The sequence below is a fragment of the Pseudarthrobacter sp. SL88 genome (assembly GCF_026672455.1).
Lineage (GTDB): Bacteria > Actinomycetota > Actinomycetes > Actinomycetales > Micrococcaceae > Arthrobacter.
In genome coordinates, this window is record NZ_JAPPRD010000001.1 from 489,435 (window position 1) to 512,714 (window position 23,280).

The following is a 23,280-nucleotide window of genomic DNA, read 5'->3' on the forward strand; positions in this document are numbered from 1 at the left end:
GGCTACTCCTTGCGGAAGCTTTCCTTGACCTTCTCCGCAGCTTCCTTGAGGTTGTGGCCGATGTCCTTGGCAGCGTCCTTGACCTTCTCGCCGGCTTCCTGGACCTTTGCCTGGGCCTGGTCGTGCTGGCCTTCACGCTCCAGCCGTTCGTTGCCCGTGAGCTTGCCTACGCCTTCCTTGGCGGCGCCCGCGTGGTTGGTGGCGGTGTTGTTGATCTTGTCGTCGAGTCCCATGATGATGCCCTTCTCTCGGTGTTCCTGTTGCGCTCCTGTGTGTCCGGGACACAGCAGCGTTTGCTAGCTGGTGCGGTGTGCACCCGCCAGCCGGGTCCTGGTTCCACCTGCTATTCGGACCAGAACGGTGGTGCGATGGCCCAGCAGGGCTTCAATGCCGGTGACCAGTGCCTCGGCGAGGTCGGCCACCTCGCGCGGAGACGCTCCGCGCCGTGCCTGCAGGGTTATGCGCAGTCCTTGGGTTGTGGTGCGCCGCCGGCCGCGTCCGCGCCAGGCAGACACGGAGCTGCCGACGACGGCCCGGTTGCCTTCCAGCGCGGCCTCCACGGCGGATTCGAGGTAGGAAATGTCGACGGCGGTGTCCCCGAGTTCGGGGTCCCGCTGCCGGGCTGCCTCACTGGTCCGCCCGCCGCCCTGCCGGGCCAGCCACATGATGCTGGCCGCGGCACCGAGGAGCAGCACGGCGGGCACGGCCAGTGCCCACCAGCTGCCCAGGGGTTCCTGCAGAGGTGCGGTGCCCCGCAGGTTCCGCCAGCCCCCCAATAGGTTGGTGCTGACGGAACTCCAGCGGTCCCGGATGCCGGCGTCCATGCCGGCACCCGCGGTGAGGGTGCCGGCGGCCAGCAGGACCAGGCCAGTGGCGGCCAGGAAGAAGCGGTTCAGGGCGCGGTTGGTGTGGTTCATCGTCCCAGTGCTCCTTCGGTGGCGATGCGGATATCGGTGTTGAGGTTCCGTCCCAGGCGGCAGGAATCGATCTCCTCTGCCGCAGCCCGGGTGACGGCTTCGCGGTCCAGGGGAGCGCCCGACGTCGGCCGGATCGCTATCTGGGCGCGGGCCCGGCTGATGGTGGTGGCAACCTGCTCGGGGGCGAGTTTGGCGGTCAGCTGCACCTGCCGCGAGACGGCTGCTGCGATGACCTGGTCGTCGACAACCACCGCGGCCCGTTCGGCCTGCATGGCCCGGCGTCCCTTCCGGCCGCCCTTGACCGCCGCCACTAACAGGGTGAGGCCCAGGACGGCGGCGGCAACCCCGGCCGTGGTCAGTTCGCCAGGTTGCGTGGTTTGCGGCGCTGTGGCCGCAGCATCGGCAAGCCGGCCGGGGCTGGCCACCAGGGCGTCCTGGCCCAGCAGGGCGAGGACACTTTCGGTGCCCAGCCACAGGAAGACGGCCAGGAGGAGCACCGCGGTGGCGGCGGAGAGCCCGGCGCGCGATGAGTGCGTTTCCCGCCGGACAATCCTGCTATGGGTTCGGGCCATGCCCACGGTGACCTCCTGGTGGGTTGCTGGGTGTGCTGCTGATAATCGGCGCTGCAGCCCTGGCCGCGGGCAGCCTGTGCGCCGCCGGGAGAAGGCTTCTCATGCAGCCCCGAGCCTGATGTTGATCTTGCCGATCTCCATGCCGGTGACCTGGCGCCCCATGAAGGAAATCTTCAGCCGGGCCGTGTCCGCCTGTTCGAACAGGGGTGGCCGTCCCTCCGGGGCTGGCGCCAGCAGGGTTGGTGCCGGCAGGCGGACCAGGAGGTCCACGCCCAGCTTCCCTGCGTCGTCCCGCAGTGAAGCGGAAACGTCGGTTTGGGAAATGCCGAACGCCTGGGACGTCACGGCTTCCACGGTTTTCCGGAGGGCGGCCGGGGCGATGCGGGTGTGGCCCTGGCGGTTCACGACGACGTGCGGCGGCCGCGCAGGGCGTCGAACACCGCCGCCAGGTCCAGGCGGCCCTCGGCTGCGCGTCCCAGGACAGCTCCAATGCCCATGAAGAGCAGGGTCAAAATGAAGCCCCAGAATCCGAAGGCCAGCGCCACTACCGCCAGGACTGCCCCGGCTGCCGCACCGCCGATGACCGGGGTCATGCCACCCTCGGTTCGTGGCTGGCGTCTTCAGCCTCGCCGTCGTTGTCCTCGGACGGGACGTGGATGTCCGTGATGGTGATGTTGACCTCGGTGACTTCCATGCCCACCAGGTCCTCCACGGCGGAGTAGACGGCGTCGCGGGCGTTATCCGCCACCTGCTGGAGGGGGTGCGGGTACTCGACCACCAGGGTCACGTCCACGGCCACCTGGGTCTGGCCCACCTCAACGCTCACGCCCTGGGTGAGGTCCTTCTGGCCCACCCGCTCGCGCAGGTTTCCGATGGCCCGGGCAGCGCCCCCGCCCAAGGCGTGCACGCCCTCGATTTCCTGGATGGCGATGCCGGCGATCTTTGCCACAACGCCGTCGGCGACGGTGGTGCGGCCGCGGCCGTCGTGGCCCTCGGCGGTGCCCAGGGAGTGGGTGGCTGCCGGCTTCTTCTGCGAGGTGTTGCCAGCTGCCGTGCTGGTCTGCGCGGTGGTGTTCTGCGCTGCGTTCGGCTGTGCATTGCCGGTCTGCTGTGTGCTGGCGTTGGTCTGCGTGGTCATTACGTCACTCCTGCTCGGTTGGCGTTCTGCTCCAGGCGCGGGTTTGCGCCGTTACAGGTAAGACGCAGCAGGGCGGAAGATCGTCACGGTCATTTGCCTGTGACGTGCATCACGCTCATTGTGAAGCCGTCAGTACAGGAAAATGTTGATCCATTCGCGGTTGTGCGCGTGGACCAGGACCAGGAACAACACGAAGTCGAACAGCAGGTGGACGCTGACAATGTAGGACAGCGACTTGGTCACCGTGAACAACCGGGCCTGCAGCAGGGCGAACGGGAAGATGAAGAAAGGCGCCCAGGCATGGAAGCCGAGTTCCCATAGGAATGATGTGAACAGCACGGCCTGAAGCAGGTTGGCCTGCCAATCCGGAAGGTGCCGGCGGAGCAGCGTGAAGGTAGTGCAGATGAAGAACAGTTCGTCCCAGATACCCAGGACGTTGGTGCCCAGGAAAAGCCGGGCAATGCCGTCAGCGTCACTGACCGCAGGCCAGTTCCCGTAAACGCCGGTCCGGATCATGTACACCGGCATCAGGGCGTAGCCGATCACCAGGACCGCCGGCAGGTACCACTTTTCCGCCCGCGTCCACCGCTGCCCGGTCCGGATGGGGAACCGGATGGCGTGGTCCTTGGTGATGAAACGGGAGGTGGCGTAGGGGATGCCCACCGCCAAAACCATGGCGGTACCCATGGTGGCCATGTGTTCGGTGCTGATATCCGTGGTGATGGGCACCAGGCTCATGGCTGTTAGCCCCACGGCGATCAGGGCCAGATCGATCAGAAGCCTCCGGCCGAGGAATCCCGCCAGGGCAAGGGCGGCTGCCAGGAGGATGAAGCCGGAGATCCGGTCTTCGCGGGCGAAAAGGAGGAATCCCGCGGCTGACAGCATCGCCGCCGGAACAACGGCCACCCTCGCCCGGACGGGCGCCGCCCCAACCTGCCCCGCATCGGGATCCGACGAGGGCGTGCGCATGGATTTACCGCCAGCCTGCATCTTCCAAACCTTTGTGTCGCGGTTGTTGCCACGACTCTACTGGAAGCCCTGCTCCGCTGGACGCCTGCTGGCGGAGGCGGCCAAAAAGAAAGCGGACGACGACGGGCGGGCCCGTCGTCGTCCGCTTCTGCGGCAGTGCTGGCTGCCTAGGCGGTGGCCAGGGCGCCGCTGTTGCGCAGGCTCAGCGTGAAGGTGTTCGGGCCACTGCAGGTAACCGCCACCTGGCAGGTGGTGGTGTTGTGGCGGGAGGAGAGGTCGCTGATGGCAGCATCAAGGGTGTGGTGGAGGGCTGCCTTGTCCCAGATCTTCAGGGTTACGGAGTGAGTGGCATCGAACGTCATTATTCAACTTCCATTTCTTGCGGTGGGCGGCCTGGCTGAACAGGCCGGGTCCTCGTCGGTGAGGCAATTAGTTGGGAAAGCGCATTCCCGTTCTTCCATGGTGCATGCCCCTGCCGGAGTTGGCAACCAATTTGGCCGCAATGTGAGCAATCACACCGGGCCCACGCGGCGGCACGGGATTCACGGTTCTGTACTTTCTGTGGTGCCCGGCCGGAAGCCGGGAAGCGGCCTGGTCGAGCTCTGAGGCGTCGGCGGCCGGGGGCGCACCGGTGCGCTTCATCGCTTCACCAGGTGGGTAGAAGGCCGGATAATATCCAGCCCTGCCCTTCCATAGTGCACAAGGCTTTGCGGGCCGCCCAACCAGATGGCCGAATATTGCAGGTGAAACTCATCACACACCTGTGCCTTGGGGCGGCGGGCAGGGGGAGCGGTGGCGGGAGAAGGGCGTGGTGCGGCGTAAGCCCGGGGCGTGGCAGCCCGGACTATCCTTCCGGTGTCTCCGCCAGCCCATCCGGGCCGCCGGCAAGGCCAACCGGTACTGCCGGCCGGGAAGTCCATCCGATCGGCTGCCGCAGTAGTATGGGCGCATGTCGAAACCGGCTGACATCAACGTTGTCCATGAACTTCAAGAGGTCCTGACGGGCGCCGAGAGTGTGGTGGAGTTTCTCTCCGGGCTGTCCGGAATTGCCGCTGCCGCTGTCTCCGAGGCTGCCAACGACCGCATCGAATGTGCGGTCACGCTCAAGATCCAACGGCGGCCGGCAACCGCCGCCGGCAGCAGCGAGCGGGCCGTGGACCTGGACCGGGTTGAGCAGGCCCTGGGTGACGGCCCCTGCATCGAGGCGATCCGCGAGATGGCCCCGGTGCTCGTGGAAAACGTCACTGTGGACGAGCGCTGGCCCGCCTACAGCAAGGCGCTGCTCGAGTCCGGCGTGCACAGTACGCTGGGCGTTCCGCTGGAGATCACCGAAGGTGCAAGTGCGGCCCTGAACTTCTTCGCTGACAAGCCGGGTGCGTTCACCGAGGACGTCTACGCGAAGGCCGTGGGTTTCGCGGCCTCGGCCCGTAACACCTTCAATCTCTCCGTACGGCTCAACAGGGCCCAGAACCGTGCGGATGACCTGGAGGCGGCGCTGGAAAGCAGGACCGCCATCAACCTCGCCTGCGGCGTCATTATTGCGCAGAACCGCTGCTCCCAGGCCGAGGCCATGGAAATCCTCACCAGGGTGTCCAGCAACCGGAACCGGAAACTCCGCGATGTGGCTGCAGAGCTGATCCAACAGCTCTCCGGAGACCGCATCCAGACCCACTTCGAGTAGGCGCCCGCCCCGGCGGGGACGGCCAACGGGGCGGGCGGCACGCGCCGTCGTCGTTAGTTCCGCGCCGGTCCCGCCGTCCGCGCGGTGACCACGGCGGCTCCTCCGCCAAGGCCCGGCCCGCGGCCAGGGCGTTCCCGGATGTCCCAGCACGTGCCCGCTCCGATCACCGTGTAGTCCCCGGCCTCCGCCGCGGCCAGGATGATGGCCGTGCCTTCATCGATCGCCACGGCATGGTCCACCAGTCCGGCCGCCACGGCGCCGACGGCCCGGCTCAACGTTCCGGCCTGTGCGGCGTGGACATCCACCGCGAACGGGGCAATCCCCAGGCCCTCGCGGACCTCCAGGTCGACCAGGCCCTCGGAGCATTCCTCGCCGCAAACCTCGATCCCGTCGATGCGGTATCCACCGATCAGGGCCCGCCCCGGAGCCACCATGGCACCGGCGGAAAAGCCGAGGTAGGGAACGCCGCGTCGCACCAGTTGTGCAAGCGTTGGGGACGCATTCCCGATGCCCCGCAGGTAGGCAGGCGTAAGGCCGCCGCCCACCACCACGCCGTCCACTTCGGCGAACGCCGCGGGATCAGCCGGGCCGCCGTTGCCGAGCAGTACGGGAACCACGTCGCAGTCAACCCGCTCCTGCAGCGGACCGGCATACTCCGGCAGCCGGGTCATCGGGGCGCCGCCGCTGTCATGAACCACCACGGCGATGCGGGCCCTCCGTCCCGGGCCTGCCCTCAGCTCCACCTCGGCGGCAAACAGGTCAAACACTTCGGGGAACGATTCAGCGTCCGGCCCGGCGCCCACCAGGTAAATGCTCATGCCCCTCAAGATACAGAACCGTTGACACGCCGCCCGCAGCGGACTATCGTACAACCAAATGGTTGTAGATCAGCTCCGAGAAACCGAACTGGACCGCCTCTTCCAGGCGTTCGCCGATTCCACCCGCCGCGACATCGTCCGCCGGGTGACCGTTGGTGAGTTTTCAGTCTCCGGCCTCGCAGCGCTTTATGCCATGAGCTTCGCCGCAGTCCAAAAGCATGTTGCGGTGTTGGAGCGTGCCTCCCTGGTGACCAAGGAGAAGCGCGGAAGGGAGCAGATTGTGCGGGGTAATCATGAAGGCCTGCAGAAAGCCCGCTGGCTGCTCGACGAATACGAACACATCTGGCGGCAACGCGCCGCCCGGATGGCCGACATTCTCGCTGAAGGTTAGGAAGGCACTGCCATGACAGTCATCAGTACGGATAAGAATCCCGAGGCCCTGAGCCTTACCCTGGTCGCCGAGTTCGACGCCGGCGTGGAACGCGTCTGGCAGCTCTTCGAGGACCCGCGGCAGCTGGAGCGCTGGTGGGGGCCGCCCACCTATCCGGCAACTTTCTACAAGCACGAGTTCGTGCCGGGCGGCAAGGCCAACTACTACATGACAGGGCCGGAAGGGGACAAGGCGCACGGCTGGTGGGAGTTCACCAGCATCGCAGCGCCGCGCCAGCTCGAGTTCGATGACGGCTTTGCGGACAGCGACGGCAACCCCACCGCAGAATTCGGCATCAGCCACGCCACGGTGACTCTTGAGCCCGTGGGGGAGCGGACCCGAATGACCATGCTGTCCACGTTCGAGTCCGAGGAACAGCTTGAGCAGGTCATGGCGATGGGCATGGAAGAAGGCCTCAAGGAGGCCGTCGGCCAGATGGACAGCATCCTCGCCGAGCACGCCAACGCCTGAGGCGGCGGGCTGACTGCGCCGCAAACAACGGAAGCGGACGACGCCGGGGCCTCCCGGCGTCGTCCGCTTCCGCGTGCAGTGGCCCGCTGCCGGGCGGGGTTACTTCGCCGGCGCCTCCCGCCAGGCGGTCCAGCCGACCAATCGGACAGAATCCAGAGCGGCAAGGTCGCCCTGCGATGCTTCCCGGCGCTGTTGCGCCCCGGCGGGCAGCCCCACCTTGGCCGCCGTGGAAAGCGGGAGGATCTGCAGGGTGACGTCGGCACCGGGCCCAATGCCGGCGTCGGACACGTTAATGACCCAGGGGGAGCCGTCCCAGAACCTGTCGGCCACTGCCGCGCCGTCCACCACCAACCTGGCCACGTCCCCGGCCCAGTGGATTTCCAGCTCGGTGTGTACCCCGGCCAGCGCCTGGCCGGGAAGGGGCAGCCGGTAAGCCTGGGCCAGCTCCGTAATCAGCGCTGGGTCCGGCGCCGCGGCCCGGTTGGCGGAGGAACCGTAGGTTGCGGGGACAGTGCCCGCCGCCTTGAGCAGCTCGGGGGCCACGTCCGCGCTGCCTGTGGCCGGGACCGCCGGAAGTGCAGGGAGTGCGGCTGCCGGCTCGAACGAGCGCGCCCCCGGGCGGTAGCGCAGTACTTCAGGGGTGGCCCTGGACCGGCCAGCGAGGTTGCCGGTCCCATCCAGCCACACCGGATCGCCGGCGAGGATCAGTTCACGCCGGGCGGTGCTGCCCAGGACCCAGGCAGTGTCCACCGCCTCCGCCGGGAGGACCAGGATGTCCAGCCGGGCATCCCCGCACCGTGCGGTGGCAACCACGGGTTCGTTGCCGTGGATCCGGTAGGAGCCCGCAGCGTCCGATCCTCCAGCGCCATGGACCTCTGTACCGGCGGCGAAGCAGAGCTCCACGGGTATTCCGGGCTCGGCCGCGAGGACCAGGGTGGGGAGCGAATCCGGGTCCTCGGCGGAGGGCTCCAGGAACGTCAGTGGGGAGGCCGTGGCCCAGGCGAGGGTCACGCCGGCCACCTCGAGGTTCACCGGCCAGTGCGCCACGGTGCCCGCGGGGATCTCCACCGGCTGTCCCGGAAAGGTGACCGGGCCGCCGTCGAGCGCTATCTCGAAGCGGGCGTCTTCGTAGGTGGGCAGAGGAATGTGCGGCTGGTGCCACGTGATGAACACGAAGCCGGCGGTGCCGTCGGAACGTAGTGCCCAGCGGAGGGTGGTGGTGTCCTCGATGCCGTGCGGCTGGGCCTCGGGGAGGGATGACGGCATCTGCGCCAGCCGGTCGCCGAAGGCTGCCAGGAAGGCGTGCTGCTTGCGCAGGGCGGCGAAGCTGCCGGCCAGGCGTCCGGACGCGCCGATGGGGGCGTGGAAGTCGTAGTCGAACCGGGGCAGGTCGTTCGGGTAGCCGGTTTCCTGGGATTCCTGGAGCCCGTCGGCAGGATTAGTCCCACCGGCGAACATGTAGTAGCCCTGCCAGGCGGAGCCGTTGCCAATCTTGTTGTGTGCCACGGCGGCCACGTCCAGCCCCTGCGGCCAGGGGCGGCGCTGGTAAGCCGTGGCCATGCCACCTGCCAGCTCGCACGTGGCCGGCGGGAAAAGGGCCGACGGTGTCCGGGGTGCAGGTGCCGCTGCGCCGTTCCCGCCGCCCGTGCTGCCTGGATCCTCGGCTCCGTTGCCGACGAACTCGCGGATGTCTGCACCGATTCCCGGATCGTCCCAGACATGGCTGAAGAAGTAGTGCTCGCGGAACGTGGGATCCCAGGGGGCGTCCGCATCTACCCAGAACCCGTCGCCGTAGCCGCCAAACAGGGGGAGGACCTCCCCGGCCGGCAGGTCCGCGCCACCCCAGGCCGTGGCCGTCCAGATGGGTGCTGTCAGGCCGGCGTTCCTGGCCAGTTTCTTGAGCTCCAGGATGTGGCCCGGCTGGTCGTACAGCTCGTTTTCCAGCTGGATGCCCATCACGTTGGTGTCCGGTCCGGTCAGCTGGTGGAGTTCTTCCCCGAGGTGTCCGAACCAGCCCTTCACCAGTTCCAGGTAGGCGGGATCGTTGGTGCGGTGCTGGACCGGTGCCTCCTGCACCCAGTCCGGGAAGCCGCCGTTGCGGACCTCGCCGTGGCACCAGGGACCGATGCGCAGGACCACGTCCAAGCCGATCTCTGCGCACAGCCGGACAAACGCACCCACGTCCAGTCCGCCGTCGAACCTCACCTTGCCTTCGGTCTGCTCATGGTGGATCCAGAAAGTGTAGGTGGCCACCACCGTGATGCCGCCGGCCTTCATCAGCCGCAGCCGCTCCTCCCACCGCGCCCGCGGCACCCTGCTGTAGTGCAGCTCGCCTGACACAGGAAGGACGGGCTGCCCCCCGGCTTCCAGGTAGCGGTTGGTGACGCGGTAGCGGTGGTGACGGTCAACGGTGTTGCTCATTGCCGGCAACGTCAGGGGAGTTTCCCACGGCGTGTGGGCGGCGCGCAGGACGGACGGGGAACCGCTGGAGGGTGATGGCATGGGAGGAAGTATTGCACACTCGGGAAACGTTTTCTTGGCGTGGTCCCTGCAGGGCGTTGAACCCGGCGCGATGCTTCGAAATACTGGGAGGAGGGCATCAACCAAGGCAAGGCGGTGACACAGGTGGGCGGTGGGACGTCTGAATACCGGAAGCGGCTGGAGCGCGCGGCCGGGGTCCGCTCCTACCGCGGGGCGGGCATCAGCTCGGAGGAAGAAGCCGCCCTGGACGCGCTTGACGCCAAGGAGCGGGAGAAGCGCCGCAAAGTCAGCGACCCAGCCCGGGCCGAGTACCTGGTCCGGGACGCGATGGCGCAGGGAAAGTTCGATGACCTCAAGTACGCCGGCAAGCCGATTCCCGGGCTGGGGGAATCCTACGATCCCGACTGGTGGGTCAAGGGCCTGCTGCAGCGCGAGAACATCAGCGGGCTGGGACCGCCTGCCATCCTGCTCCGGGCGGAGGACGCCGGGCTGGACGCACAGTTGGATGCGCAGTACACCGAACAGCAGGTCCGCGACCTCGTGACGGATTTTAACCGCCGAGTCATTGATGCGCGCCGCCAGCTCCAGGGCGGGCCGCCGGTGGTCACAATGACCCGGGACGTGGAGGAACAGGTGGAGCGGTGGCAGGCCAGGCGTGCCTCGCGGACGCCTGGGGTGGTTGAGGAGCCCATTCCTGAGCGCTCCTGGTGGCAGCGGCTCTGGAAGGGGCCGGGCTAGGCTGCCGGGTTGGCCAGTTCGTACAGCTCGCACAGGGCGTTGTAGTACCTGCTGGTCTGCCCCTGGTGGATCAGGCCGATCCTGGTGCACACACTTTGCGACGCTGCATTGGCGGGGTTTGTTACAGCCACCACTCTGGGCAGGCCGCCTGAGAACGCGTAGCTGAGGACCGCCGCCGCGGCCTCGGTGGCGTACCCCTTTCCCCAGTGGTCCGGGTGGAAGTGCCAGCCGATCTCCGTATCCCCCGACGGCTGCAGCGGGAGTTCAGCGCCCGACGCCGGGATGGCTTTGAGGAGCAGCGTCCCGGCGAGTGCGGGCTGGCTGTGCCCGGGGACTTTCGGCTGCGCTGCGCTTGTTTGTTGCGCGCGGTTTGGTGGTTGGGCTGTGCCTTTCAGCTGCACGGCCCAGACGGCGTGCACCGGATGTTCCATGGCACGCCACATCCGGATGCGTTCCTCGGCCTCACCGCGGTCTGCCATCACGCGGGGCGGGTTTCCGATGAAGCGTTGCACCTCCCAGCGGGAGTACAGATCCAGCACAAAGTCGGCATCCGCGGGCTCCCAGGGCCGAAGTATCAGCCGCTCTGTTTCAAGGTTCTCCACGCCGTTTATTGTGCACGTGATCCTCCCGGAAGCACCGCTTTTCCACATAGGGCTTTGGGGGCGTGGGGAATGTCGGTGGGTGCTGGAAGACTTTGGTCATGGAGGCGGTTGGCGTGGCGGCAGTGGAGGCGGGGCATGCGGCTGCCCATGTTCCTTCGCCCGCGGGGCCCCGCGCGGCTGCCGCGCAGGCCCCGATTGCCCGTGGTCCGTCCCTTGCCGGTCGCGGGGGTGGTGGTGCCCCGAGTGTTGCTGATGTGTTGAGGGTCCTGGCGGTGGTGCCGGTTGCTGGTGATGGTGCGGGGATGATCGATCAGCTCCGGCAGCTGGAGGATGTGAAGGCTGTGGCGGCGGCGAGGCAGGCCGAGATCACCGTGGCTTTTGATGCTTCGCAGCGGCGGGAGCAGGCTGCTGCCGGTGTCCCGGCCGGGGAGCGGGGTGCCGGGGAGCGGGGTGCCGGGGTCGGGGCGCAGGTGGCGCTGGCGCGGCGGGAATCCCCGGCCCGGGGCGGGCGGCTGCTGGGACTGGCGAAAGCCCTGACCGGGATGCCCCACACCTTCGCCGCGTTCCGGTCCGGGCGGTTGAGTGAGTGGCGCACTACATTGGTCGTGAAGGAAACCATCTGCCTCTCACCCGAGGACCGGGCGGGCGTGGATGCGGAACTCGCGCCCGATACCGGCGTCTTCGATGGTGCCGGGGACCGGACCATCATCTCCGCGGTCAAGGCCGCCGCGTACCGGCGGGACCCTGCGTCCGTGGCTCGGCGGGCCGCCACAGCCGTGGGTGGAAGGACGGTCAGCCTTCGCCCGGCGCCGGACACCATGGCCCGCCTCACCGCGCTGCTGCCCGTCGCCCAGGGCGTCGCCGCCTACGCCGCCCTCACCAAAGAAGCCGACACCCTCCGCTCCTCCGGGGACGGACGGTCGAACGGCCAGATCATGGCCGACACCCTCGTCGAACGGGCCACCGGGACCCCCGGCGGGATCAACGGGATTCAGGTCCAGCTCGTCATGACCGACCGCACCCTCCTCCAGGCCGACACCGAACCCGCCAGACTTACCGGCTACGGCATCGTCCCCGCCCAATGGGCCCGCGAACTGGTCACCGCAGACCAGCCCGATTCCGGGATACCGGTCTGGGTCCGGCGGCTCTACACCGCCCCCGGGAGCGGGGAGCTCGTCGGCTTGGACGCCAAGGCCCGGCTCTTCCCGGCAGGACTCAAACGCTTCCTCCAGATCCGCGACGACACCTGCCGCACCCCGTACTGCGACGCACCCATCCGCCACCACGACCACATCACCCCCTGGCGCCACGGCGGCGGCACCACAGCCTCCAACGGCCAAGGACTCTGCGAAGCCTGCAACCACACCAAAGAAAGCCCCGGCTGGAGTTCAACACCCGTCCCAGTGCCCGTAACGGCGCCGCTGCCGGACCCCACACGCTTCCCTGACGGACCACCAAGGGTCAGACACGTCACGCGCCACACCGTTAAACTCCGAACCCCCACCGGCCACACCTACTACTCCACCGCTCCACCACTCCCTGGAACCCTTAGTCCGAAACACTCGACCCACGTCCCACGCCGGGCAGTCCTCCCTGGCGCGGGCACGAAACAACAGCGCCGCCGTCGTCCTACTTTGCCCACGCGCCAGATACTGCATCGCCGGGCACAGCACCGTATGTCATCCTCTTCCGGACCTAAGGCGGCAGCCTCTGCCATGGCCGAAGCCGCACGCGACACCGTGGAGGTGCTCGGCATGGCCGGACCAACGCCTGCCGGGTGAGGGCAGGGTTCAAGCGGCCAGGCCTGCGTTCTACCGCTTGGGAGCGGGGGTGGGTGCCGGACTCGGCCCGATCATTGACTGGGGAGGCCCAGGGAATGGCGCAGCGGGATACAGCGGAACCGCCTTCAGCATGTAGTTTGCCCACTGCGGGCCGGCGATCATGTACCCGTCGAGGCGGGGATAGAACGTTCCGTTGATGGTGACGTTTTGGCCGGCACGTTTCTGCCCCTCAAGTGCGTCCCCGAAGAAGGACGCCGTGGCCAGGCCGCTGGTGTACCCCACAATCCAGGTGGCGCCGTTGTTGTTCGAGGTGCCGGTCTTGGCAGCCGTGGGCCACTTGTCGTGAACCTTCGGCTGGATCCAGAAGCCGGAACCCCTCACCAACACGTCCTGAAGGACGCTGTTGACGCCGCGTGCCACATCCGGCTTCACGGCGTCCCTGCACTCGGTTGTTTGGGCGGGAAGCTTTCCGCCCGTAGCGTCCTTGATGTCCAGAAGGGCGATGGGGTTGCAGTAGCGGCCGTCGTTGGCGAAGGTGGCGAAGGCGTTGGCCAGGTGGAGGGGCGCCACGCCGGTAGCTCCCAGCAGGTTGCCCAGCTGGTGCATGTTGATGGGTGTCCCATCCAGGCCGCTGTGCAGGCCCACTGCGTCAACCATCTTTTGGATGCCGCAGAAATCCAGCTGCGCGGCCGACGCGAAGGTGGCCGTATTGATCGAGTTGTAGAGGCCGTAATTGATGGGCATCTTCCGGTAGAAGCCCTCCTCCGAATTCTGCAGGTCATCGGCCGCACCCAGTTCGGGGTTGTTTTGCGCTGTGCTGTAGGCGCCCAGCACCTTGCCGCAGGTGGAGCGCCACGGGAACCCGAGCGGATAAACGCGCCGTGAAGCATCAATCTCTGTGGTCAGGGACTTGCCCTCGTTGAGCCACTCCGCGAAAGTGAATGGCTTCATGGTGGATCCGGTCTGGAAACCACCCGCCCCATTCAGGTCATTCCCCTGCGGATCCCGGGCATCAACGTTGAAGTTCAGCTGCGTGTCGAACTTGCCCGGGTCTGGCAGGAACACGGTGTTCTGCGCCATGGCCAGGATCTTGCCCGTTCCCGGTTGTACCGTGACCAGGGCTGCACCCCACTTGTCCGGATTGGCGCCCGCTGTGCCATCCACCTGGGCCTGTGCCGCCGCCTGCAGCCTGCTGTCCAAGGTGGTGACGATCGTAAGACCACCCCGGTACAGCTTGCGCTCGCGCTCGATTTGGTTGGGCCCGAAGGCCGGGTTGTTGAGGATGAGGTGGGAGATGTAGTCGCAGAAGTAGGGGGCCATGGCGGCATTGGCGCAGCCTTGCCGTTCCGGCGTGATCTTGAGTTCCACCGGCGTGGCTTGTGCTTCGTCATGCTGGGCCTGGGTGATTTTCTTCAGGCGGAGCATTTCGTCAAGGACCTGGTTGCGGCGGGTCAGCGAGTTCTCTGGGTTGATGGCCGGGTTGTAGAAGGTGGGGCTGTTGACCAGGCCGGCCAAGAGGGCGGCCTGCGGCAGCGTGAGGTCTTTTGCGGTGGTGCCGAAGAAGTAGCGTGCCGCGGCCTCAACGCCATAGGCATCGCTGTTGAAGAAGACGATGTTCAGGTACCCCTCAAGGATCTGGTCCTTGCTGTACTTCTTTTCCAGGGCGATGGCCAGCCTCATCTCCCGCAACTTGTCGCCCATGTCTTTCTGGCCGCTCAGGACCACTTCGTCAGGCCGGTCCTGGGACAGCCGGGCCTCATTGACCACATTGGTGACGTACTGCTGCGTGATCGTGGATGCGCCCTGCTGGTCCCCTTTCGTCACGTTGGCGATTACCGCCCGGAGGATGCCCTGGGGGTCGATTCCCGCGTGCTCGTAGAACCTGCTGTCCTCAATGGAGATGATGGCGTCCTTGATGTACGGCGACATCTGGTCCAGTGGAATCCGCACACGGTTCTCGGCGTAGAACGTCGCGATCGGCTGGCCGTCGGAGGTGAGTACCCTGGTGGATTGCGACGGCGGCTGGACCGTCAGCTCTTTGGGCAGGCCCTCGAAGAAGCCGATCGAATTGCTTACTCCGATCCCGGCTGCCGCAACTGCCGGGACAACCAGGCTGGCCACCAGCACGCCACACATTGCACTGGCTGCGAGGAACCCCACGAACCGTCCCAGGGCGGCGCCGAAACCGCTTCTGCGCTTCTTCTTCTTCTTCGCCATCTGTCAGCCCTCAAGCTTGGAGGTGCGTCCAGCCTACGCCGCTCGGATGGGCTGATCCAGAAGTTCGAAGGTCAGGATACGATCACAAAAAACACTTGACCGGCGATACTTAACGACATATCGTTAAGTATCGCCGAAGAGATCGGCGTAAATATGAGAATCGAAGGGTGGATGCCATCATGAGAGGCATTTCTGACGAAAAATTCCCCGGTCCAGAGTTCGCAAAGGGCCGGTTTGAACGAGGCAGGGGACGCCGGGGACCGCATGGTCACCGCGGCGGGGGCGGGTTCGGCCCAGGTTTTGGTCCCGGGTTCGGTCCTGGTTTCGGGGCTGGCTTTGGCCCGGGTTTCGGTCCGGGATTCGGGCGTGGGGGGCGGCGGGCAAGCCGTGGCGACGTTCGCGCCGCCATCCTCTCGCTCCTGGCAGAGTCACCGTCGAATGGTTACGGGCTGATCAAGACCATCGCTGAAAAGACCGAGGGAGCCTGGCGACCAAGCCCGGGCTCCATCTACCCCACACTCCAGCAACTGGTGGACGAGGGGCTGATCGAGGCCATGAGTGAAGGCCGTGGCACCGAGTTCTCACTCACCGAGGCCGGCCGGGAGTACGTGGCCGGGCACGCGGAGGAGATGGACAGTGCATGGAGCGCCGTCCCGGAAGGATCGGACCGCGAGTTCCACCACAGCATCGGCAAGCTGATGGGCGTTATCCATCAGTTCCGCAGCGGTGTCACGGAGGAACAACGGACCGCAGCCATCGAGAAGCTGGACGAAACCCGGCGGGCGCTCTACAAGATCCTGGCGGACTAGTGGCGGGGCTGCCGGAGCACGGGCGGCTGTCAGGCGAAAGTATCTTCCTTTGCCTGGCGGTCCGAGCCCGGGGTGTCTGAATCCTGGCGGTCTGAACCCTCGGCGGCCTGGTGGCCTGCGGATTGTCCGCCGGCCGGAATGTGGCCGAATACTGCCCGCAACGGGTTGAACCCGGCGCCCACCTCGTTGAATGCGTAGGCGCTCTCGGCGTGCTCGGACAGGTCCACGCCGGCCGTCTCGGCCTCGTGGCTGACCCGGAAGCCGATGGTCTTGTTGATGGCACGGCCGATCACAAGGGTGCCCAGCCCTGAGACCAGCAGCGTGATGAATACTGCCGCCGTCTGGGCAATGAGCTGCTGCACGCCGCCGCCGTAGAAAAGACCCCCGCCCTGGCCGTCTGCCGGCAGGGCAATAAACCCGAGCGCCAAGGTGCCGATGAGTCCGGCGCCGAGGTGGACGCCCACAACGTCCAGCGAGTCATCGAGCCCGAAGCGGTACTTGAGGTCAACGAAGATGGCGCACGCAGCACCTGCCACCAGGCCCAGGCCGATTGCGGCCACCGGGCTGATGTTGGCGCAGGAAGGCGTGATCGCCACGAGGCCGGCCACCACGCCGGAGGCGGCCCCCAGGGACGTGGGGTGGCCGTGGCGGATCTTCTCTGTCACCAGCCAGCTGAGCATGGCTGCGGCAGGTGTTACCAGGGTGTTTATCCAGATAAGGCCGGCCTGTTCGGCGCTGCTCGCCGCACCGCCGTTGAATCCGAACCAGCCAAACCACAGCAGGGCCGCACCAAGCATGATGAAAGGGAGGTTGTGCGGGCGGTGGTTGGGGTCCTTGGCGAAGCCGTGGCGCTGGCCCACGATGACGGCGAGCACCAGCGCGGCCGTGCCGGAGCTGATTTCCACCACGGCGCCACCCGCGAAGTCGATGACCTGGCCGAAGATGGCCGTCACTGCACCGCCTGCGCTCATCAGTCCGCCGCCCCAGATCATGTAGGCGAGGGGGCAGTAGATCAGGGTGATCCATACCGGCACGAACACGGCCCAGGCGCTGAACTTGGCGCGGTCTGCGATAGCGCCGCTGATCAGGGCCACGGTGATGATGGCGAAGGTTGCGCTGTAGCCGGCCTTGATCAGGTCAGGGGAACCCATCAGGTTCTGCAGCCCGAAATTGGTGAACGGGTTGCCGAAGATGCCCAGGAAGCCGTCGCCGGTGGTCATTGAGTAGCCCCACAGAACCCAGACAACGCCGACGATGCCCGCGGAGATGAAGCTCATCATGATCATGTTCAGCGCGGCCTTGGCGCGGGTCATGCCGCCGTAGAAGAGACCGAGCCCGGGGGTCATCAGCAATACCATCGCTGCCGAGATAAGCAGCCAGACGTGTTGGGCAGAGATCTCCACCGGTGGTCCCTTCGCATGAGATTCAACGGGGCGATGTGCCACCCCGGCTTTTCCCCCGGGGTCTATTTTTCGGTGCCTGTGTTTCAACCGATGCTGCGGAAAGTTGCCATTGCGTTACGCAAAACGCGTCTGCGTGAAGTTCGCGTGTCGGCAATGTTTCGGTCATGTAAACGCACTCCCACCGGCACGGCCCAGCCAGCCGTCGCCCGGCCTGCCGGGCCCGCAGCCAAAGGTAACGCAGGGGAATTCCAAGGTGAGCTCCCGCCGTCGTGCCTCCAGAGGCCAAGGTTTCCTGCCCGTGAACGGCAACTCACCGCCGTCGGACGCTTCTGCGTGCCGTAGCGTGGCACCATGCCGCCGCTGACGAACCTTGGAACGGGCATGGCTGCGTTCACCGTCACCCCTGCTCCCGGCGTCGAGCTGAAGTGCTATGACCCGGGTGGCGACGGGCCTGCCGTGGTGATGCTGCACGGCCTGGCGGGGAGCGCCCGCGAATTCTTCCCGACGGCGGCCGCCCTCCCCGAGTACCGTGCCATTCCCGTGGATCTCCGCGGCCATGGGGGCAGCACCCGCGTCCCTCCCGGCGTTGCGCGGTCGGATTATGTTTCGGATGTTGTCAGCGTCATCGAGCACGTTGGTGGACCGGTGGTTTTGGTTGGCCAGTCAATGGGGGCGCACACGGCCATGCTCGTCGCGGCGGAGCGCCCCGACCTGGTGGGAGGCCTGGTCCTCCTGGAGTGCGGCGCGGCCGGCGGAGACCCGGACGGTCACCGGGCCATTGGGGAGTACTTCAGGTCCTGGCCGACGCCGTTCAGCAGCCGGGAAGCGGCGCGCAGCTTCCTGGGGGATGGCCCGTTGGCCCGTGCCTGGGCCGAAGACCTCGAGGAACGGTCGGACGGCTTCTGGCCGAGGTTCGATCCGGAAATCATGGAGGAAGCGGCGGCCGGGCTGGCCGCGTCCCGCTGGAAGGAATGGCATGCAGTCCAGGCGCCGGCTTTGGTGGTCTACGGCGGCCGGGGGATGTTCACCCCGGACGCCAAGGACGCTTTCGTGCAGCAGGGTCACCGGGTTTCCCGGGTTGACCTGCCCGAAGCGTCGCATGAAGCCCATCTGGATGCCTTCGACGACTGGGTGCGTGCCCTCCGCGGTTTCCTGGACCGCGAAGGGCTTTGACGGGGACGGGCCTGCCCCTAGAACTGGCGGGCGTTGGCCAGTACGGGCAGCTTCGTGCGTACATCCTCAACGACGGCGGCATCGACGTCCACGACGGCGAGTTCCGGCTTTCCGCCCAACGTGACCAGGGCACTGCCCAGCGGGGAGATGACGGCACTGTGGCCGATCCCGGTGGGGGCGCTGCCGGCGGGCCCGGCACCGATGGTTTCGGGGTCGCCCTGGCCGCAGGCCACCACGAACGTGGTGCTGTCCAGCGCCCTGGCGCGCACCAGGAGGTCCCACTGCTCTGCTTTACCTTCGCCGGCACCCCAGGACGCGCAGACGATGTTCACCTGCGCCCCGGAGCGGGCATTGGCCGTGAAGAGTGCCGGGAAACGGACGTCGTAGCAGGTGGCCAGGCCGAAGACCGTCCCGTTGAGCTCAAACGTCACTGGGCTCTGGCCGGCGTCGACCGTCTTGGACTCGGTGAAACCGAACGCATCAAACAGGTGCACCTTGTCGTAGGAGGTGTCCAGGCCGGGGCCGGTGACCAGGAGGGTGTTGCGGACGCGGCCGTCCTTCCCCGGCGTGAACATCCCGGCCACGATCGCAATGTCCAGTTCAGTGGCGATGGCGCGGACCTTGTCCGCCCACGGCCCGTCCAGCGGCTCGGCGATATCGGTCAGCGAATGTCCGAAGGCACGCATGGCGGCTTCGGGAAAAACCACCAAGTCCGCGCCGGCCGCCTTGGCCTGCGTGGCGTAGTCCCGGATGAGCTCCAGGTTGGCTGCCGTATCGGCGCCGCTGATGATTTGGGCGACTGCGAGACGCATCGATGAACTCCGATCTGTTGTATCCATCATGCACGCCCTGGCCCCGGGCTACTGCTTGTAACCCTCCACCTCGCTGACGGGACGGGTCTCGGCTTCATCCGGGTTCTCGCCGGAGTCCTTTTTCGCGCGGCGCTGCCGCAGCAGGTCCCAGCACTGGTCCAGGCTGATCTCCACCTGGCGCAGCCTGGCGTGGTCCGGTGCCTGGCCGTCCCCTGGCCCCTCCCGAAGTGAATGCTCCTCGTCCACGAGGGCCTGGATACGCGTCAGGATGTCTTCGTCGTTCATGCTTTCCCCTTCGTCCGGACCGGTCTCCTCAGCGTACGGAGTCTGTGCAGATGCCACCAGCCCCCGGGCGGTACCATCAAGGTCATGCCCGATGTGCTCGATATGGCAGGACCAATCCTGGAAATGCTGACGTGGATGTGCCTGCCCGTTGGCTTGCTGCTGCTGTTTTACGTGGGCTTCCAGCGCCGCTTCGTGCACCCCTGGGACGTGGCCGAGGCCGTGGTGTACTCGGACAAAACCGGCGTGGGATTCAGGTGGCTGGACCGTAAGCACCAGGTGCACAATGCCCCCATGTCGCCCCATGACATCAGGGACCTGGAAGTGGGCGGGACCCTGCCCATCTACTACCATCCCAAGCGCCCCACGCAGTGGCAGATCACTCCGCCTGAGGAAGCCGGGAAGACAGCCTCGGTGCTGGGGCGGGTGCTGACGGCCATTGGTTCCGTGGCGCTGCTGGCAGGCTTCGTCCTCCCCATGTTCTAGCCGGCGGCATCCGGCACTACCCGGCGAGCACCATGCCGATCCCCAGGACTCCCAGGGCGATGCCCGTGAAAGCCGTCCAGATCACCGCCGTGATGTCTGCGTCGACGTGTTCGCGGGAGACGCCGTGCGACTTGGCGCCGTAGCGCCTGCGCTGCGTGAGGTAGATGGCCAGGGCAGCCCCGGCGGACACCGCGAACAGCAGCAGGATGGAAAGCCCGTGGTGCGGCAGCCAACGCAGGAAAAGCGCGCTCGCCGTCACCAGGGCCAGCATGGTGCGGCCCCAGGCCAGCGAGGTGCGCTCCGGCTGCAGGCCCGGATCTCCGTGGGTATCTCCCGCTGGAACGGACGGTGCCACAGGAGTCAGCGCCAGAGGACAAAAACGAGGACGACGGCGGCCGCCACCGCGCCTGCCCCGGCCAGCAGGGGCACAATGAGCGGCAGGGGGAGGGGCGCCTTATGCCGCATGCTGCGTTCCACGCGGAGCCACCTCAGCGCGGCGCCGGCGCTGAGCAGCATGCCCAGCAGGAGCAGCACGATGGCCAAACCCTTGCGGACAGGTTCCAGGAACAGGTCCGAGGTGAACGCCTCGATGGCGATGCCGCCGGCCAGCAGGGCCAGGGAGGTGCGGATCCAGGCGAGGAACGTCCGTTCGTTGGCGAGGGTGAACCTGGGGTCCGGTTCCTCGCCGCCGGGCAGCAGCCGTTCGGCGATCTTGCCGCGCGACGGCGGTGCGGCGTCTCCGGGTGCTTGCTGGCTGTTGGTCACGGTGCCAGTTTAGCGGCGGCTCATCCGGCGCTTCGCGGGGCAAACATGATTACTGCCACCCCCAGCAGGCAGATGACGGAGCCCGCCACGTCCCACCGGTCGGGCCGGAAACCGTCGAACATCATCCCCCAGGCGAGGGATCCGGCAACGAACACCCCGCCGTAGGCCGCCAGGATCCGGCCGAAGTGGGCGTCCGGCTGGAGGGTGGCCACGAAGCCGTAGGCACCCAGGGCGATCACACCAAGTCCCGCCCACCACCAGTCCTTGCCTTCCCGGACCGCCTGCCACACCAGCCAGGCTCCACCGATTTCTGCCACGGCAGCCAGAGCAAACAGCACGATGGTCTTGAGGACGCTGACAGCTTCTTCCGGGATACCCACCCGGCCATCATGCCAGCCGGGAATGCCGGCAACGCGGGAATGCCACCGGGCAGCCGGAGGTTGGGGCAGGTATGGAGCGCATAGGATTCCTTTCTTTCGGCCACTGGGGACCCGGCCAGGGCTCCCGCACCAGGACCGCGGGCGAGGCGCTGGTTCAGGGCATCGAATTAGCCGTAGCCGCCGAGGAACTCGGTGTGGACGGTGCCTTCTTCCGGGTCCATCACTTTGCCCGCCAGCAGGCCTCGCCGTTTCCGCTCCTTGCCGCCATCGCCGCACGCACCCGCCGGATAGAGATCGGTACCGGTGTCATTGACATGCGTTATGAGAACCCGCTCTACATGGCGGAGGAAGCGGCAGCCACTGACCTGATCAGCGGGGGCAGGCTTCAGCTCGGCATCAGCCGCGGATCACCCGAGCCGGCCCGCCAGGGTGCGTCAGCTTTCGGCTACGTGCCCCGGGAGGGCGAAACCGACGCAGACATGGCACGCCGCCACACCGAGCTGTTCCGGAAGGCGGTTACGGGGGCAGGAGTGGCTGAAGCCGACCCCCGGTATGCCGGTGGTGCCACCGGCCTCCTGCCCGTGCAGCCGCAGTCGCCCGGACTGGGGGAGCGGATCTGGTGGGGAGCCGGCACCCGCAAAACGGCTGTTTGGGCGGCGGAGCTCGGAATGAACCTGATGAGTTCCACCCTGCTCACCGAGGACACCGGCGTGCCTTTCCATGAACTCCAGGCGGAACAGATCCAGCTGTTCCGGGATACCTGGCAGGCGGCCGGTCACTCTCACCAGCCAAGGATCTCCGTCAGCCGCAGCGTGCTGCCTATCGTGGATGACGAGGACCGCCGCTATTTCGCCGGCAGTGCCCTCCGCGACGGCCGGGACCAGGTGGGCATCATTGACGGATTTACGGCGAGGTTCGGAAAAAGCTATGTAGGCGAGCCCGACCGGCTCGCGGAGGAACTGGCTGCGGATACCGCTGTCCAGGCCGCCGACACCCTTCTCCTGACAGTCCCAAATCAACTGGGAGTCGAGTTCAACGCGAAACTCCTGGGGAACGTGGCACGCTACATCGCTCCGTCCCAGGGCTGGAATCCGTTTAGCCAGTGACCGGGTGGGAACTATCTCCGTGACCCAGCCGTTACTCTTAAGGTGCGGCTTGGGGGCTTAGCGCCCAAACCACAGTGACTGTACGACGGTCATATGACGGAGAGAGAGAAATATGGCTCGCGCCGCCTTAGGCTTGACTGCATGATCAGGCTACGACAGCTGGCCCAAGCGGCTTCGGTGCTTACCACGCCCTTGGCTCCCGAAGATATCCTTGCCCTTTTCAACCCCGTCTTTTCCGCCCGGCAACTCCGCGGCGTCGTCACCCGGGTTGTCCAGGAAACCGCCCAGTCGGCCACCATCTTCTTCCGCCCCGGGCGGGGCTGGCAGTCGCACCTGGCCGGTCAGTGGGCCCGCATCGGCGTCGAGCTGGACGGCGTCCGGCACTGGCGCTCCTACTCCCTCAGCGCCGCCGCCGGCAAGGACCCTGCCATCACCGTGACGGACGTTGGAGCGGTGTCCGGCACCCTGGTGCGCACCACCCGCCCCGGCGACGTGTTGTTCCTTGCCCCGCCGCAGGGCGACTTCGTCCTGCCCGAGCACCCCAGGCCGCTGCTGATGGTTACCGCCGGCAGCGGCATCACTCCGGTGATGTCCATGATCCGTACGCTGGTGCCGCGCCGCCCGGATGCCGACGTCGTACTCGTCCATTCCGCCCGCACGCCCGGGGACAGCCTGTTCCGCGAGGAACTTGCCGAACTTGCGGACCAGTTCCCCAACTTCCGCCTCGCCCACTGGTTCACCGGCGAGCAGGGCCGGATGGACTTCTCCAACACCAACCAGCTGGACGAGATCTGTCCCGACTGGAAGGACCGTGCCGCCTACGCCTGCGGCCCGGACAGCTTCCTGGACGACGCCGAAGCCCTATGGAACCGCGCCGCCCTCACCACCGCCGCGCCCGGCACCGACATTGCGGTGGCCGGCAGCGCGGGCAACCTCATGATCGAACGGTTCAACACCACCTTTGCCGCGGGTGTGGGGCACGACGGCGGCCTGGTCACCTTCGAAGCCTCGGACCGCGAGGTGCAGGCCGACGGTGACACCCCCATCCTGGACGTCGGAGAGGACGCCGGGGTGCTGATGCCCAGCGGCTGCCGGATGGGCATCTGCCACAGCTGCCTCACCCCGCTCCTGTCCGGCCAGGTCCGCGACCTCCGAACCGGGGAAATCCACGGCGATCCCGGCCAACTGATCCAAACGTGTGTCTCGGCAGCCGCCGGACCCGTCAACCTCGAACTCTGAGGAGCAGAAT

General features: G+C 66.9%; 28 protein-coding genes. 10 read left to right on the forward strand and 18 right to left on the reverse strand.

Annotated elements, in window-relative coordinates:
• Positions 1-2: 2 nt before the first annotated feature.
• The 8 genes from OVA06_RS02145 to OVA06_RS02180 all read right to left on the reverse strand — a co-directional run bounded on the left by OVA06_RS02145 (position 3) and on the right by OVA06_RS02180 (position 3,958).
• A complete protein-coding gene (locus tag OVA06_RS02145) occupies positions 3-233 on the reverse strand; it encodes a CsbD family protein (protein ID WP_268155972.1) in 231 nt (76 codons plus the stop codon).
• A 63-nt stretch (positions 234-296) separates the two neighbouring features.
• Positions 297-917, reverse strand: a complete 621-nt coding sequence (locus OVA06_RS02150; protein WP_268155974.1) for a hypothetical protein — start codon at positions 915-917, stop codon at positions 297-299.
• Positions 914-1,489, reverse strand: a complete 576-nt coding sequence (locus OVA06_RS02155) for a hypothetical protein (RefSeq protein ID WP_268155976.1) — start codon at positions 1,487-1,489, stop codon at positions 914-916. Before OVA06_RS02155 ends, OVA06_RS02150 begins: the two co-directional genes overlap by 4 nt.
• A 99-nt stretch (positions 1,490-1,588) precedes the next feature.
• On the reverse strand, positions 1,589-1,894 hold the full coding sequence (locus OVA06_RS02160) for a hypothetical protein (protein ID WP_056077741.1): 306 nt from the start codon (positions 1,892-1,894) through the stop codon (positions 1,589-1,591).
• Entirely contained in the window at positions 1,891-2,082 is a 192-nt protein-coding gene (locus OVA06_RS02165; RefSeq protein ID WP_015938414.1) for a DUF2273 domain-containing protein, read from the reverse strand. Before OVA06_RS02165 ends, OVA06_RS02160 begins: the two co-directional genes overlap by 4 nt.
• Positions 2,079-2,627, reverse strand: a complete 549-nt coding sequence (locus tag OVA06_RS02170) for an Asp23/Gls24 family envelope stress response protein (RefSeq protein WP_056077739.1) — start codon at positions 2,625-2,627, stop codon at positions 2,079-2,081. The genes OVA06_RS02165 and OVA06_RS02170 overlap by 4 nt, the downstream gene beginning before the upstream one ends.
• Before the next feature lie 129 nt (positions 2,628-2,756).
• On the reverse strand, positions 2,757-3,512 hold the full coding sequence (locus tag OVA06_RS02175; protein ID WP_268160587.1) for a CPBP family glutamic-type intramembrane protease: 756 nt from the start codon (positions 3,510-3,512) through the stop codon (positions 2,757-2,759).
• A 251-nt stretch (positions 3,513-3,763) separates the two neighbouring features.
• Entirely contained in the window at positions 3,764-3,958 is a 195-nt protein-coding gene (locus OVA06_RS02180) for a hypothetical protein (RefSeq protein ID WP_015938411.1), read from the reverse strand.
• A 587-nt stretch (positions 3,959-4,545) separates the two neighbouring features.
• On the opposite strand from OVA06_RS02180, the gene OVA06_RS02185 reads away from it, so the two are divergent.
• Positions 4,546-5,277, forward strand: a complete 732-nt coding sequence (locus OVA06_RS02185) for a GAF and ANTAR domain-containing protein (protein ID WP_056077732.1) — start codon at positions 4,546-4,548, stop codon at positions 5,275-5,277.
• Between the two features lie 53 nt (positions 5,278-5,330).
• On the opposite strand, the gene OVA06_RS02190 is transcribed toward OVA06_RS02185, so the two are convergent.
• Positions 5,331-6,095, reverse strand: coding sequence for a Type 1 glutamine amidotransferase-like domain-containing protein (locus tag OVA06_RS02190; protein ID WP_268155983.1), 765 nt, complete (start codon positions 6,093-6,095; stop codon positions 5,331-5,333).
• 58 nt (positions 6,096-6,153) lie between these two features.
• Here OVA06_RS02190 and OVA06_RS02195 point away from each other — a divergent pair, with 58 nt between their 5' ends.
• Positions 6,154-6,486: an ArsR/SmtB family transcription factor gene (locus tag OVA06_RS02195; RefSeq protein WP_261620256.1), complete on the forward strand. Its 333-nt coding sequence runs from the start codon at positions 6,154-6,156 to the stop codon at positions 6,484-6,486.
• 12 nt (positions 6,487-6,498) lie between these two features.
• Complete coding sequence (locus OVA06_RS02200) at positions 6,499-6,996, forward strand: SRPBCC family protein (protein WP_056077726.1); 498 nt, start codon at positions 6,499-6,501, stop codon at positions 6,994-6,996.
• 99 nt (positions 6,997-7,095) lie between these two features.
• Here OVA06_RS02200 and OVA06_RS02205 read toward each other — a convergent pair whose 3' ends face one another.
• The gene (locus tag OVA06_RS02205) at positions 7,096-9,498 is read right to left on the reverse strand and encodes a beta-galactosidase (RefSeq protein WP_268155984.1); all 2,403 of its coding nucleotides are present in this window, start codon (positions 9,496-9,498) and stop codon (positions 7,096-7,098) included.
• Between the two features lie 123 nt (positions 9,499-9,621).
• On the opposite strand from OVA06_RS02205, the gene OVA06_RS02210 reads away from it, so the two are divergent.
• A complete protein-coding gene (locus tag OVA06_RS02210; protein ID WP_268160589.1) occupies positions 9,622-10,215 on the forward strand; it encodes a J-domain-containing protein in 594 nt (197 codons plus the stop codon).
• On the opposite strand, the gene OVA06_RS02215 is transcribed toward OVA06_RS02210, so the two are convergent.
• Positions 10,212-10,817, reverse strand: a complete 606-nt coding sequence (locus OVA06_RS02215) for a GNAT family N-acetyltransferase (protein ID WP_268155985.1) — start codon at positions 10,815-10,817, stop codon at positions 10,212-10,214. The two genes, OVA06_RS02210 and OVA06_RS02215, sit on opposite strands and share 4 nt — an antisense overlap.
• Positions 10,818-11,119: 302 nt before the next feature.
• Between OVA06_RS02215 and OVA06_RS02220 the strand changes: the two genes are divergently transcribed.
• Positions 11,120-12,598 carry an HNH endonuclease gene (locus tag OVA06_RS02220; RefSeq protein ID WP_268155986.1) on the forward strand — a complete coding sequence of 493 codons (1,479 nt, stop codon included), beginning with the start codon at positions 11,120-11,122 and terminating at the stop codon, positions 12,596-12,598.
• 30 nt (positions 12,599-12,628) lie between these two features.
• On the opposite strand, the gene OVA06_RS02225 is transcribed toward OVA06_RS02220, so the two are convergent.
• A complete protein-coding gene (locus tag OVA06_RS02225; RefSeq protein ID WP_268155987.1) occupies positions 12,629-14,815 on the reverse strand; it encodes a transglycosylase domain-containing protein in 2,187 nt (728 codons plus the stop codon).
• 179 nt (positions 14,816-14,994) lie between these two features.
• On the opposite strand from OVA06_RS02225, the gene OVA06_RS02230 reads away from it, so the two are divergent.
• Positions 14,995-15,624, forward strand: coding sequence for a PadR family transcriptional regulator (locus OVA06_RS02230; protein ID WP_056078176.1), 630 nt, complete (start codon positions 14,995-14,997; stop codon positions 15,622-15,624).
• Positions 15,625-15,653: 29 nt separating this feature from the next.
• On the opposite strand, the gene OVA06_RS02235 is transcribed toward OVA06_RS02230, so the two are convergent.
• Positions 15,654-17,027: an ammonium transporter gene (locus OVA06_RS02235; RefSeq protein WP_056078013.1), complete on the reverse strand. Its 1,374-nt coding sequence runs from the start codon at positions 17,025-17,027 to the stop codon at positions 15,654-15,656.
• A gap of 381 nt (positions 17,028-17,408) precedes the next feature.
• On the opposite strand from OVA06_RS02235, the gene OVA06_RS02240 reads away from it, so the two are divergent.
• Positions 17,409-18,200 (forward strand): alpha/beta fold hydrolase, encoded by a 792-nt coding sequence (locus tag OVA06_RS02240; protein WP_268155988.1) that lies wholly within the window; start codon positions 17,409-17,411, stop codon positions 18,198-18,200.
• Between the two features lie 17 nt (positions 18,201-18,217).
• Here OVA06_RS02240 and OVA06_RS02245 read toward each other — a convergent pair whose 3' ends face one another.
• Entirely contained in the window at positions 18,218-19,012 is a 795-nt protein-coding gene (locus OVA06_RS02245) for a carbon-nitrogen hydrolase family protein (RefSeq protein WP_056078018.1), read from the reverse strand.
• 48 nt (positions 19,013-19,060) lie between these two features.
• Entirely contained in the window at positions 19,061-19,297 is a 237-nt protein-coding gene (locus tag OVA06_RS02250) for a DUF2630 family protein (protein ID WP_056078022.1), read from the reverse strand.
• A gap of 84 nt (positions 19,298-19,381) precedes the next feature.
• Between OVA06_RS02250 and OVA06_RS02255 the strand changes: the two genes are divergently transcribed.
• Positions 19,382-19,780 carry a hypothetical protein gene (locus tag OVA06_RS02255; protein WP_056078025.1) on the forward strand — a complete coding sequence of 133 codons (399 nt, stop codon included), beginning with the start codon at positions 19,382-19,384 and terminating at the stop codon, positions 19,778-19,780.
• Between the two features lie 16 nt (positions 19,781-19,796).
• Here OVA06_RS02255 and OVA06_RS02260 read toward each other — a convergent pair whose 3' ends face one another.
• Genes OVA06_RS02260 through OVA06_RS02270 form a run of 3 tightly spaced genes read right to left on the reverse strand, consistent with a single transcriptional unit; the run spans position 19,797 to position 20,925 of the window.
• A complete protein-coding gene (locus OVA06_RS02260) occupies positions 19,797-20,135 on the reverse strand; it encodes a DUF202 domain-containing protein (RefSeq protein WP_268155991.1) in 339 nt (112 codons plus the stop codon).
• Positions 20,136-20,140: 5 nt separating this feature from the next.
• Entirely contained in the window at positions 20,141-20,545 is a 405-nt protein-coding gene (locus OVA06_RS02265; protein ID WP_056078031.1) for a YidH family protein, read from the reverse strand.
• A gap of 20 nt (positions 20,546-20,565) precedes the next feature.
• Positions 20,566-20,925 carry a YnfA family protein gene (locus tag OVA06_RS02270; protein ID WP_056078035.1) on the reverse strand — a complete coding sequence of 120 codons (360 nt, stop codon included), beginning with the start codon at positions 20,923-20,925 and terminating at the stop codon, positions 20,566-20,568.
• A gap of 71 nt (positions 20,926-20,996) precedes the next feature.
• Here OVA06_RS02270 and OVA06_RS02275 point away from each other — a divergent pair, with 71 nt between their 5' ends.
• Together OVA06_RS02275 and OVA06_RS02280 are read left to right on the forward strand one after the other, a co-directional pair.
• Positions 20,997-22,031, forward strand: coding sequence for an LLM class flavin-dependent oxidoreductase (locus OVA06_RS02275; protein WP_056078039.1), 1,035 nt, complete (start codon positions 20,997-20,999; stop codon positions 22,029-22,031).
• 141 nt (positions 22,032-22,172) lie between these two features.
• Positions 22,173-23,270 (forward strand): ferredoxin reductase, encoded by a 1,098-nt coding sequence (locus OVA06_RS02280; RefSeq protein ID WP_056078043.1) that lies wholly within the window; start codon positions 22,173-22,175, stop codon positions 23,268-23,270.
• The last annotated feature ends 10 nt before the right edge of the window (positions 23,271-23,280 follow it).